Here is a 12,328-nt window from a genome sequence, read left to right as displayed (position 1 = left end):
GTAGCTAGAGTTTAGTATCAAGAATAAGAGGCAAAAAGCAAGAGGCAAGAGACGAGAATCGAGAATCAAAAGCTGAATTTTATTTTTGGTAATCAGATTACCATTCATTACTAACAACTTAATATAATCTGAGACTGCCTACTGAATTTTTGCTTTTCGCTTCGCAAAGTAAGCAGCAATTTCTTCCCGACTGAGTGCATTGAGCGTCATTTCTTTGGTCAGGCCACCTTTTCTTCCCACCAAGACCCCATATTTCATGTCGGCGTAGCCCTCCATTTCATGGGCATCGGGATTGATGGAGAGTTTGACTCCTTTTTCCATGGCATAATTCACCCAGCGCCAATCCAGGTCCAATCTCCAGGGATTAGCATTGATCTCGATCACCACTCCGCGCTCTGCGCAGGCATCAATGATGACTTGATGGTCTATGGGATAGCCTCCTCTTCTCAGGAGAAGTCGGCCCGTGGGATGTCCGAGGATAGTAGTGTTAGGATTATTGATGGCCTTGAGCAGGCGTTCGGTCGCTCTTTTTACATCCATATTGAGAATAGAATGCACAGAGGAAACAATAAAGTCAAAGCTAGCCAATACCTCGTCCGGATAGTCTAGACTTCCGTCACCTAGGATATCGCTCTCTATTCCCTTGAAAATTTTGAAAGGAGCAAGTTCCTTATTCAGTTCGTCGATCTCCTGATGCTGTTTCAGGACCTTTTCAATTTCAAGTCCACCTGCATAGCTGGCTGTGCGACTATGGTCTGAAATGCCCAAATATTCATAGCCCAAGGATTTGCAGTATTCGGCCATTTGCCTCAAGCTGTGCTTTCCGTCGGAGTAAGTGGAGTGATTGTGCAGGATGCCTTTCAGATCACTTTCTTCCAAAAGGTTTGGAATTGCGTTTTCCTTGGCACGGGTGACTTCACCAAATCCCTCTCTCATTTCCACCGGGATAAATTGAAGGCCGTTTTTGGAGAAAAACTCCTCCTCTGAGCTGAAGTCCTTTTTCATCAAGCGTTCCCCGATGTTTTCTGATTCGGATACCGGAGAAAGCAAATGAGCTTTGGAAGCATTATGCGCCATTTTTTTCCAGAGAAAATCTTCCTCGCTGGAGAAATACAAGGTGACTTTCAGATCTAGGTCTTTCAGCTTTCCCTGCCAGGTAGTCGGACTGCTCTGAGTCCATTCCCAATCGATCCGATCCCAGTTTTTCAAGCTTTTCTTGTCTGCTTGATTGCCTACCAAAAACTCCGCACCGGAGATGATTTCCATTTTTCTGGCAAATTCACCTACCGTTTCAAAAGAAACTTGACCACTCAGTTTTTTGAGCTCATCCTCCAAGGCCAAAATCGCCTCTTCAATATCTGCATAGAGCCATTTTCCTGCATTCGAAGCCTTAAATTCCAGATTTTGGATGATGCTTTCCTGAGTCTTTTCTCCGAATCCCTTGATCTGGGCTACCTTATTACTTTGGCATGCCTCCATGAGTTCGTGCGTGGAGGTGATTCCGAGTTCTTCCCAGAGGGTTTTTACTTTTTTGGGTCCCAACCCTTTGATCTGCAGTATTTCCAAGATGCCTTGGGGTGTTTTTGTCAGGAGTTCATCCAGGGCAGGAAAGGATTCGGAAGCTTTGAGGCTAAGGATGGCTTCCTGGATGCTTTTTCCCACGCCGGGGATTTTTGATAGGTCAGCGTCAGCAATTTCCATCAAGTCCTGATCTCCTCGCTCTAAGGAATTCAGGGCGCTTTGGTAGCTTCGGATTTTGAAGGGGTTCTCGTCGTGAAGCTCCATGAGCTGAATGGACAGCTTGAGCTTTTTCAGGATAGTTTTATGATCCAAAACGTTTGGGTTTTCGTTAGGCTTAATGGACAAAGGTCTTCAATATTTGTTTCAATTTAAAGTCCGAAAGCTTAACTTATCCTTTGAGAGTTGGTTTAGAGTTTGAGAATTGTCCGATGTCGGATGACCGATGAAGAAAGGTTGGTGCTGAGGTCAGAAAGTTACAAGGTTCTTCGAAGCAACTTTTGATTTAAGTTCCTGAATACGTCGAAATTTGTAAATCAAAGGTCTTCCGTGGATGAAAGAAGTGTTTTGAAATCTAAAACATAACAAATTATTAACCATTAACCCAAGTACCCATAACTCATTAATAAAAGACACGATGAACTACTGGATGGTCAAATCAGAGCCAACGTCCTATTCTTGGACAGATTTTGAGAAAAAAGGAGAAGATGTCTGGGATGGGGTGAGAAATTATCAGGCAAGGAATTTTCTTAAGGAAATGAAAAAAGGGGATCAGGTGCTTTTTTACCACAGTGGAAAAGACAAGGCTGTGGTTGGCGTGGCTGAGGTTTCTGAGGAGGCTTTCCCCGATCCTAAGGATGGAGATTGGGTCGCAGTAAACCTGAAGGCTAAAACCCCCTTCCAAAATCCGGTAAGCCTATCCGCGATCAAAGCGGAGGATCGACTCTCTGAAATGCTGATGCTCAAGCAGTCTAGATTATCAGTCATGTCAGTAACCAAACCGGAGTTTGATTTGATATTGAAAATGAGTGCTAAAAAATCCTGAGTTCAAAAAAGGTTTATTCACCGGGAAATTTTCCCAAATCCTTTTGCAACTAGTTTAGAGAAACGCTTTCTATGACAATGAAGAAATACTGGTTCCTTCTTTTTTTACTACTGATTCAAGTTCAAGCCATCGGGCAGATTAAGTTTTTGTCCCGGTTTGAGATCAAAGGTGAGGCATTTGACCCAACTTTTGAGACCATGAGGACAGATTTGGGCTTGGTATCCTTTCGGACCATGGTCACCAAAAACTTTTCCGGTGAAAGGGTCTTTCAATTTTTCTTGTCAGACAAGGATCTAAATTCCAAGGGATTGGTCGAATTGGCTGTAAGGACCAATTTTGACATGATCGGATACGATACAGACGGAGATCGTTTGTATGTGCTGTTTGCCAAGGGTTCCACCAGCAATTCCACCAAATATGTATTGGAAGTGGATTTAAAGACCAATCAAGGTCTTGAATTCTCAGCCGACAACTTGCTGCCTTCTGACTTGGTGGAGTTTTTGGTTCAGGATAAAAAAGCAGTTTTTCTGGGGACTTCCGAAAATCGTCCGGTACTGCAGATTTTGGATTTGGTCGATAAAAGTCTCCACACTGTGCAGGGAATCTATGGAAACAACACCCAAGTGCTACAGGTAAGGAAAATGCCCGAACTGGAATCCATTGAGGTGGTCGTCAATAGAAAAGGGCAATTCCGAAATCGTGAGTTGCTGGTGTTGACCTTTGATCTTTTGGGGAATCTCTACCGGGAGGTGAAAGTAGATCAATTCGGTGATCCGGGACAGGAAATTCTCGGAGGATTGCTTTTGGCAGATCAGAATTACCAGCAGGTGATGATCGGGTCCTATGGACTAAACGCCAGAGGCAATTATCAGGGTATGTTTATCATGGAGATCAATGAGTTTGGGGAGTACAATTTCAAGCTCTACGGGCTGGAGGATTTCCCTAACTTTTTCAATTACCTGAAGGAAAAACAAAAGGAAAAAAAGGATCAACAGGTACTCAAAGATCTGGAAAGAGGAAAGATACCTCCGATCAGAAATACCTACACTATCCGGGAAGTGAAGGAGACAGAAGATGCTTTTTTGGTGTACTTTGATCAGGTAAATATTGTGACCTCGCGGGGTGGTTCAAGAACCAGTACTACAGGACCTTTCAGCGAATTTCGCTACAATCAGGAAAATCGAATGGCCTACACGCCTCCTAATTTGACTAATCCGAGTTCAGTTGGTGGGCTAACTCCCGTATACATTCAGACCGAATATCAATATGTGTCCTCTCATTTTATCAAAGTGTCTAAAGATGGGCGTGTCATATGGGACAATTCCGCTACTTATGGAGACTTTGCCACATTCTATCCCGGTCCTTTTGGAGAGATTGCCTATGTAGGAGAGGATTTATATCATGTATATGCTGAAAATGATCAAATCATTGCCAGTTTTTTCCGGAATGGGGAGAAGAAGTTTGAGCGGATGTTTTTTGAGATTGAACTGCCTGATGAAAATCAAAGAATACGAAGAACGGATCTGGAAACTTTACGTCTAGTCCATTGGTATGACCAGTATTTTTTGCTCTCTGGTATGCAGTCTATCCGGTACCAAAATGAGGAAGGATTGGAGGAAGTCAAAGAGGTTTTCTTTTTGAGCAAATTCGTCATTGACGGTGATTTGTATCAGCCTGAGGAGGAAGGGGACTAGTTTTATTTTCTATATTTACGCCCAAATCCTACCCATGCAAAAGCGCCTCGTACTCGATCAGCAGCAGATTGCCATCATCCTCAAGCGATTCTGTTTCCAACTTATCGAAAATCACGACGATTTCGAAAACACGGTGATTTTGGGGCTCCAGCCCAGAGGTACTTTGCTGATGGATAAGGTAGTCGCTCAGCTTCAGGAGATTTCAGGAATCCGTGTGCCATCAGGGTATCTGGATGCTACTTTTCATCGGGATGATTTCCGCAGAAGAGATTTTCCCCTCAAAGCCAATGAGACGAAAATAGATTTTTTGGTAGAAGGTAAAAAAGTCATCCTTATCGACGATGTGCTGTACAAAGCCCGAAGTGTAAGAGCTGCCATGGATGCCATGATTGCTTTTGGCCGACCCCAAAAAGTAGAGTTGATGGTCCTTGTGGACCGAAAATATACCCGGGACTATCCCATTCTCCCTGACTATTGTGGAGTCAATGTCAACACACTGGACAGCCAATATGTGGTCGTCGAGTGGGCAGGACAAGGACCGGAACAGGACGCCGTTTGGATCACAGAGAAAGTCAACCCCTAACTATGTCGCAAATCAGCACCCGAAATCTGCTTGGAATCAAAGATATCACCGAATCAGACATTCAGCTGATTCTGGAAACAGCAGCTAATTTCAAAGAGGTCATCAATAGACCGATCAAAAAAGTCCCTTCACTTCGCGACATCACCATCGCCAATATCTTTTTCGAAAACTCCACTCGTACTCGGCTCTCCTTCGAGCTGGCAGAGAAGCGGCTCAGCGCAGATGTGGTCAACTTTTCTTCTTCCAACTCCTCGGTGAAAAAAGGAGAGACTTTGGTGGACACAGTAAACAATATACTTTCCATGAAAGTGGATATGGTCGTGATGCGCCATGCCAGCCCCGGAGCGCCTCATTTCCTCTCCAGAAATGTCAAAGCAAATATCGTCAACGCTGGAGATGGCACCCATGAGCATCCTACTCAAGCCCTGTTGGATGCTTTTTCTATGAGGGAAAAAATAGGAGACTTGGCAGGAAAAAAGATTGCCATCATCGGGGATATCCTTCACTCCAGAGTAGCCCTTTCCAATATCTTTTGCCTTAAAAAGCTGGGTGCGGAAGTGATGGTCTGCGGACCGATTACATTGCTTCCAAAATACATATCCAGTTTGGGGGTAAAAGTAGAATTGGATGTACGAAAAGCCTTGGAATGGTGTGATGTAGCCAATGTGCTCAGAATTCAATTGGAGCGTCAGCAGATTAAGTATTTCCCTAGCCTCAGAGAGTATTCCCTCTACTATGGGATCAATAAAAAGATGCTCAATTCACTGAATAAAGAAATCGTCCTGATGCACCCGGGACCGATCAATCGAGGGGTGGAATTGAGCTCGGATGCGGCTGATTCAGCCCAATCCATCATCTTGGAACAGGTAGAAAACGGAGTGGCAGTAAGGATGGCTGTGCTTTACCTTTTGGCTGGGGCCAAAGCTTGATTTTTTTGTATCAAGTATCAGGTATCAAGATCTAGAAATAAATAAATGAGATAAAAAAAAGGATGAGGCCCCGACCTCATCCTTTTTTTGTGTTTAACCTAATCGATGGTCAAAGGAAGATATCCAAAATCTCAATTTCTAAATTATTTCCCCCACTTTCCGCCTCCGACAAAGAACCCTAGGGTAAAGCCAAAATACTCGTTGACTGCAGTGCCTATAGCGACTCCGCTAATGTTTTGTAAATCACTGCTCGGTACAAAATTATATTCTGCTCCCAAACGGAATTTTCCCAATTCCACACCTGCCCTGAGCATCGGTGCCCAAGCAAATTCTGCTTCCAAGTCCCCTACTTCTTCTGGGACATCATTCGAATCCACTTCTAAGTTGCTGAATCCGTAGTATCCAAAACCTGCTCCGATGTAAGGTGCAACCCGGGAGTTTCCTTTGTTAAAATAGTAATTGAGCGTGCCCACAATGGATGCATTGCCTCCTACTTCTCCTTCATAAGCTTCAGGGTCATTGAAATAGACTACTTCCTTTGCAAGGCCGGCTATTCCGAATCTAATCCCAAAACCCAAATTGCTTTTGACCAAAATCTGGGGTTCCAGATTCACTAAGGCTCCAATACCCCCGTCCTTTGGGATAGCAGCACCCAAATCCATCTGAAACCGGAATCCTCCGGCTCTCTGGGCAGCAACTTCCTGCACGCATGCCAACATAAAAATGGCGATAATCAGTTTTTTCATTTTAGATAAGGTTTGTCATTGAATAAAAGAATGAGTGGTGTCCACAACATTTCTAAAAATAGTGGAGTTGAATCAAAAGTCCGCATTTTTCCTCATTGGTAATGAAATCTGGTCATTGGTCAGGGACCGGTTTGGGAAAAAGCCGGGATCTATTCATTTTTCGAAAAATTAAGCTCCAATGCTGACAGTTACCAATCTGATTAAAAAGTACGGCAAGCAAAATGCTGTTGACGATATTTCCTTCAACTTGGATGGGGGAGAAGTTGTAGGGCTTTTAGGTCCCAACGGGGCTGGAAAAAGTACCACAATGAAATGTATTGTGGGCTTGCTTCGCAAAACCTCCGGGGAAATCACCATTGGTGGACATGATCATCTGAGCGTGGAGGCCAAGCGCTTTTTCAGCTACATACCCGAAACTCCCTACGTCTATGATCTTCTGACGGTCTATGAACACATGCAGTTTGTGGCTCAGGCGTACGGAGTAAAAGATTGGAAGTCTCGTGCCCAGAAGCTTTTGGAGCTATACGAACTGGACGATAAGCAGAAAAAACTGGGTAGGGATCTCTCTAAAGGCATGCGGCAAAAAGTGTCGATCTGCTGTGCCCTTCTGCCCGATCCCCAATTGTTGTTTTTTGACGAACCGATGATCGGCTTGGATCCCAAAGCAATCAAAAACACCAAGCAGGTCTTTAGAAATCTGAAAGAAGCGGGAAAGACAATTTTGGTATCCACTCATTTGATCGACAGTGTAGAAAGTATTGCAGATCGGGTGATGATCATGAAAAACGGACAAATCATCGGTAACGATACTATCGAAAATCTTCGCTATCAAGCTGCTGAGGGTGGAGAAGGCTTGAGTTTGGAGGATCTGTTTCTAGAATTGACCAAGGATGAATGAAGTTAGACTTTTGCTCCGCAAGGATTTTTGGATAGTAAAAAATAACCTGTTGCTGATCCTGAAAAACCCCTTGAGACTGATTCCCTATGCAGTCATGGTAGGGTATTTCTTTTTTATCTATTCCCAGCGGATGAAAGACCGAGCTGAAGAGTCTCTATCCGGAGAGAATTTAGATGCCTTGGGAGAGGTGGACTATGGTCTTCAAAACATGATTGGCGGGCTTACCCTATTGGCTTTGGCATTTTTGCTTTTTCAGTTGTATCGGGCTACCAAAAAGAATGTAAGTTTTTTCAAAATGGCCGATGTAAATCTCCTTTTTACAGCTCCTGTCAAACCTGAAAATCTTCTATTGTACTACATGGGCAGATCGATTCTTCCTTCTTTAGGCGGATCTCTGATATTCTTGGCCTATGGAGGAAGTCAAATGGCCGGGTTGTTTAATTTCAGCTGGGACAATGTGGTTTTTCTTTTACTTGGCTTCGCCCTCTTCTTTTTCATGATCTTCCCGATCCGATTTTTGGTTTACACACTTCACACCAAATACGGCATAATGGATTATATCCAGGGTGGAATCGTAGGTGTAGGTGTCTTGCTGGCAGCGATGATCTTGATACCCGGATTACAGGCGGAAAAGTTCTGGCAAGGGATGTTTGCCTGGATAGCTTCGCCTTGGTTTGATTTCTTTCCTCTGGTAGGATGGAGCAAAGGCATCTTTGGCTACCTGCAGCATCAAAATTGGATTTTGGCATCCGGATTTGTGGCCTTATATGGACTGACCTACTTCACGGTGGTGAAACTGGTAATCCGCCATTCGGGGTATTACTATGAGGATGTGCTCGAGGCAACCAAAAGCAATGAGGATAAGCTTGAAAAGGCTCGGGGAAAAAAGGAGGTGACCGAGGATACTTACAGCCTCAATTCAAAAAAGCAGCTGGCATTACCTGAATTCGGAATTGGGGCCAAAGCCTTTTATTGGAGAAATTATGTGCATAGCAGCCGACAGGATTTTCATCCTTTGATCGGGGTGAACACACTCGGAATGGCCGCCTTGGGGATTCTTTTTGCAGGATTGTCCCGATTCGACTGGTTTTCCCACAAGGTCTTTTATTTCTACCTCTTTTTCATGATTCTCTTTTATTTCCTGGCAGGCATTGGCCGGGCAAATATCGGCGATCTGAAAAAGCCTTGGTTTATCCTGATTCCTGCAAGCTGGTCGTCCAAATTCTGGAATATGATCAAGCTCGATCTTCTGCAGACCGTGATCTTTTCTCTTTTACTCATTATACCCTCAGTATTTCTGGCTAAAATCAGTTTGGGATTGATTCTGATTTTTCCTTTAGGGATGATCTTTTCTTATCTGATCGGATTGGGAATCAACCTCATTCCTCAGGTGGGCTTGGAAGAAAGTTGGGATCGATTTCTGATTAAGCCTTTGATGATTGGAGGGATCTTGCTCTTTGGCTTGGCGCCGTCCGGGATCCTTGCCATTATCATCTTTGCAGTTACTGATCAGTTTGTCTATGGCTTGTTGACCTTGGTTATCGGATTTTCCTTTATCGCTGCGATTTTGGTCCATGTGACCATGGACATTCTCAAGCGATTGGAGTTTAAGGAACTGTAAAGTCGATTAGCTGAAATCCACTTCGACTTAACAAAATATTATTTGGTCAGAATCCCGTCTTTTTTCCTAAGGCTGGAAAATTCCTGTAATTTTGATCATCCAAATGTAACTGACTATGATTTACAACTCCATCATCGAAACCATCGGAAATACCCCGATGATCCGTCTAAACAAGCTTGCAAAAGACATCAAAGGAGAAGTCCTGGTGAAGGTAGAATACTTCAATCCGGGCAACTCCATGAAGGATAGAATGGCAATCAAGATGTTGGAGGATGCAGAAAAGGCAGGAATCCTGAAGCCGGGGGGTACGATCATCGAAGGAACCTCTGGAAATACAGGGATGGGTTTGGCCTTGGCAGCTGTGGCCAAAGGCTATAAGTGTATTTTCACTATGGCGGATAAGCAGTCCAAAGAGAAAATCGACATCCTTAAGGCAGTCGGCGCAGAAGTGGTGGTTTGTCCTACCAATGTGACTCCTGACGATCCCCGTTCCTATTATTCTGTAGCCAGAAAGCTTAACCGGGACATCCCCAATTCTTTTTACCCCAATCAGTACGACAATCTATCCAATGCCGCTGCTCATTATGAGACTACCGGGCCTGAGATTTGGAAGGATACCGAAGGAACAATCACCCACTATGCAGCAGGCGTAGGTACAGGAGGCTCCATGTGCGGTACAGCCAAATACCTCAAAGAGCAGAATCCAAACATTGTGACCGTGGGAATTGATACCTATGGTTCTGTTTTCAAAAAATATAAGGAAACGGGCATCTTCGATGAAAAGGAGATTTACCCTTACTTGACCGAAGGGATCGGAGAGGATATTTTGCCAAAAAATGTGGATTTCAGCTTGATTGACCACTTTGTAAAAGTAACTGACAAAGACGCTGCGGTAATGACTCGTCGTCTTGCTCGGGAAGAGGGACTCTTTGTGGGCTGGTCCTGTGGGTCGGCGGTGCACGGAGCCTTAGAGTGGGCCAAAGAAAACCTTAAAGAAGGTGATCGGATGGTGATCATTTTGCCGGATCACGGTACCCGCTATTTGGGCAAAGTGTACAATGACGAATGGATGCGAAATCATGGTTTTCTGGAGGACAAAACCTACGCTACTGCCCGGGATATCATCGCCCAGCGCAATAGAAGCTATTCCTTACTTGCAGTGAAAAAGTCAGACTCAGTCAAAGAGGCTATTGCTCTGATGAATGGGAAAAGTGTTTCTCAGATCCCAGTCATGGAAAATGACGAGGTGGTAGGATGCCTTACTGATAATAAGTTGCTCTCCAAAATCATTGATAATCCAAGTCTGAAAGATGGCCAAGTAGCCGATGTGATGGAGGGTTCAATGAAATTTGTGGCTTTGGATTCGACCTTGGATGTGCTATCCTCCATGGTCGAAAAAGAAAAGGCGGTATTGGTGAGGGATACTTTGGACAACATCCACATCATTACTAAGCACGATATTCTGGAAGCCTTCACGAAATGATCGGACTGGAAAATTCCAAGATTGAAGGATTTTTAAATTTTCCTGAGAAGCACATTCTTCATTGGACTGATTGTCAAAAGCACCAAAGTCTAAAATCAAGAATCTGATATTCCGGATATCGGAACTCTGAAATTTCCATCAGTTTATAGAAAGAGTTTTAAAAATGATGACTCAAGCTCAGATCCAAAAATTATTTCAGCAGTATCCTGAATTCAGTATTCAGGAGGCATTGAGCAAGGGTTGGGAACTTTTCAAAATCCAGCCCGCGCTTACTTTTTTGTATTCCTTGCTCATTTTGGGGATTTCGGCGGGTTCCTCCGTTTTCCTTCAAGATTATAGCCTTTTCATCAGCATCCTGATCTCCCCGCCTTTGACGGGAGGGTTCTTTTTGGTGGCCAATCAGCTGAGTAGAGGTTTGGAGGTTCAATTGCCCGACTATTTCAATGGCTTTTCCTATTGGGGAATTCTTATAGTGACTTCTCTGGTTTCCGGTATCTTGACCTTTTTGGGAATAATTGCCTTGATTCTACCCGGGATTTATTTGGGCGTGGCATTTACCTTTGGGATTCCTTTCGCCCTGTTTTCAGGCATGGATTTTTGGAATTCTCTGGAGCTTAGCCGAAAGCTGATTACCAGAAATTGGTGGAAGTTTTTCGGGTTTATCCTCGTTTTGATTGGGATCAATATCCTGGGGCTGCTGTTTTTTGTGGTTGGAGTTTTGATCACCTTGCCGGTAAGCTATTTTGCGGTATATGCAGTTTTTGAGAAGCTGACCGCAGAGGCTTTGGCTGATTCAGGGCCTACTCATGAGTCAGATGCATAGCTTCCAGCCGATTTCGACACTTTTCGGTAAACTCATTCACGGCTGTTTCTGAAGGTTGGGGAGGAAAAATAGGGTCAGAAAAGTAGATCCTGACTTTTCCCGGTCGGAGTAAAATCGATCCCCGCTTCATGATTCGGTCTGCTCCGATCACCGCCATGGGAAGGATGGGGATTTGGGTGTCAATGGCCAATCGGAACGCGCCTTTTTGGAAAGGTAGCAGAGTTTCTCCGGAGTCATTTCGGGTTCCTTCCGGGGCTACGACCACTGAGATTCCATTTTCCAATATGCTGATCAACTTTTCCAAGCTTGCCCGTCTGGATTCTACCGAGCTTCGATCTACCCAAATGGCCAATTTGCCTACCACCCAACCAAAAAAGGGAATTTTGGACAGTTCTTTTTTGCCCAAAGCTCTCAATTCCTGAGGGATGGCCATGGGGATAACAGGAGCATCGATAAAAGAACGGTGATTGAAAATATAGATGTATGGCTTGCTTCTGTCTATCCGCTTTTTGCCTTCTACTTCAAACCGAATCCCTGACAAAAATGCCCAAATCCCGGCCCAAAGTCGAATAAAAACAAAAGAAATCCGGTCTCCCCTCGAGTGTACAAGAATCGGCAGGACAATGAATAATCCGAACAGCAGCATGAGGAGGATAAATACCAAGGCAGAATACAGGGTATAAATCCACTGAAAGAACTTGATCATCCGGAAATATCGTTATTTTTGGGTTCGTAAATTATCCTTTAACTCTTTGCTTGCAGGTCCCGCTTTTGCGGGACTTTTTTTGTTTGGTGGTTCAAGTTTAGAGGGAATGAGGAAAATTTACAACGGATGGAGAATACTTCTCCAAAGACCTACATTCATTTTTATGCTTCACTGACTTGAAATAAAAGAAAATCAGTACCTTTGCAGTCCGTTCGGGTGAACGGCTCGTTTTGTGTGTGCAAAGCGTTGATTCCTAACCAAAAAACTTCAGCCGGATGACTC

The 12,328-nt window shown here is 44.1% G+C and carries 11 protein-coding genes; 8 read left to right on the top strand and 3 right to left on the bottom strand.

The genetic code is table 11. From position 1 onward, the window contains the following. Nucleotides 1-138 precede the first annotated feature (138 nt). Nucleotides 139-1,833, bottom strand: coding sequence for a helix-hairpin-helix domain-containing protein (locus tag AAA942_RS07260; RefSeq protein WP_445083323.1), 1,695 nt, complete (start codon nt 1,831-1,833; stop codon nt 139-141). A gap of 322 nt (nt 1,834-2,155) precedes the next feature. Between AAA942_RS07260 and AAA942_RS07255 the strand changes: the two genes are divergently transcribed. From AAA942_RS07255 to AAA942_RS07240, 4 genes are all read left to right on the top strand, one after another. Beyond that, nucleotides 2,156-2,563: an EVE domain-containing protein gene (locus AAA942_RS07255; RefSeq protein WP_338219581.1), complete on the top strand. Its 408-nt coding sequence runs from the start codon at nt 2,156-2,158 to the stop codon at nt 2,561-2,563. Between the two features lie 77 nt (nt 2,564-2,640). After that, complete coding sequence (locus tag AAA942_RS07250; RefSeq protein WP_338219580.1) at nt 2,641-4,257, top strand: transcriptional regulator; 1,617 nt, start codon at nt 2,641-2,643, stop codon at nt 4,255-4,257. Between the two features lie 34 nt (nt 4,258-4,291). Continuing rightward, entirely contained in the window at nt 4,292-4,840 is a 549-nt protein-coding gene (gene pyrR / locus AAA942_RS07245; RefSeq protein ID WP_338219579.1) for a bifunctional pyr operon transcriptional regulator/uracil phosphoribosyltransferase PyrR, read from the top strand. 2 nt (nt 4,841-4,842) lie between these two features. Beyond that, the gene (locus AAA942_RS07240) at nt 4,843-5,769 is read left to right on the top strand and encodes an aspartate carbamoyltransferase catalytic subunit (protein WP_338219578.1); all 927 of its coding nucleotides are present in this window, start codon (nt 4,843-4,845) and stop codon (nt 5,767-5,769) included. A 143-nt stretch (nt 5,770-5,912) separates the two neighbouring features. Here the strand turns inward: AAA942_RS07240 and AAA942_RS07235 are convergent, their stop codons facing one another. Continuing rightward, complete coding sequence (locus AAA942_RS07235; RefSeq protein ID WP_338219577.1) at nt 5,913-6,515, bottom strand: hypothetical protein; 603 nt, start codon at nt 6,513-6,515, stop codon at nt 5,913-5,915. A 178-nt stretch (nt 6,516-6,693) separates the two neighbouring features. On the opposite strand from AAA942_RS07235, the gene AAA942_RS07230 reads away from it, so the two are divergent. From AAA942_RS07230 to AAA942_RS07215, 4 genes are all read left to right on the top strand, one after another. Then, a complete protein-coding gene (locus tag AAA942_RS07230; protein ID WP_338219576.1) occupies nt 6,694-7,413 on the top strand; it encodes an ABC transporter ATP-binding protein in 720 nt (239 codons plus the stop codon). After that, nucleotides 7,406-9,034, top strand: a complete 1,629-nt coding sequence (locus tag AAA942_RS07225; protein ID WP_338219575.1) for a putative ABC exporter domain-containing protein — start codon at nt 7,406-7,408, stop codon at nt 9,032-9,034. The genes AAA942_RS07230 and AAA942_RS07225 overlap by 8 nt, the downstream gene beginning before the upstream one ends. Nucleotides 9,035-9,149: 115 nt before the next feature. Then, complete coding sequence (locus AAA942_RS07220) at nt 9,150-10,517, top strand: pyridoxal-phosphate dependent enzyme (RefSeq protein WP_338219574.1); 1,368 nt, start codon at nt 9,150-9,152, stop codon at nt 10,515-10,517. A gap of 166 nt (nt 10,518-10,683) precedes the next feature. Next, entirely contained in the window at nt 10,684-11,340 is a 657-nt protein-coding gene (locus AAA942_RS07215) for a hypothetical protein (protein ID WP_338219573.1), read from the top strand. Here AAA942_RS07215 and AAA942_RS07210 read toward each other — a convergent pair. Beyond that, nucleotides 11,318-12,046, bottom strand: coding sequence for a lysophospholipid acyltransferase family protein (locus AAA942_RS07210; protein WP_338219572.1), 729 nt, complete (start codon nt 12,044-12,046; stop codon nt 11,318-11,320). The two genes, AAA942_RS07215 and AAA942_RS07210, sit on opposite strands and share 23 nt — an antisense overlap. Nucleotides 12,047-12,328 lie beyond the last annotated feature (282 nt).

Source organism: Algoriphagus sp. oki45 (genome assembly GCF_036245605.1).
GTDB lineage: Bacteria > Bacteroidota > Bacteroidia > Cytophagales > Cyclobacteriaceae > Algoriphagus.
The sequence above is the reverse complement of the archived record's forward strand: the minus strand, read 5'-3'. Positions and strand labels throughout refer to the sequence as shown.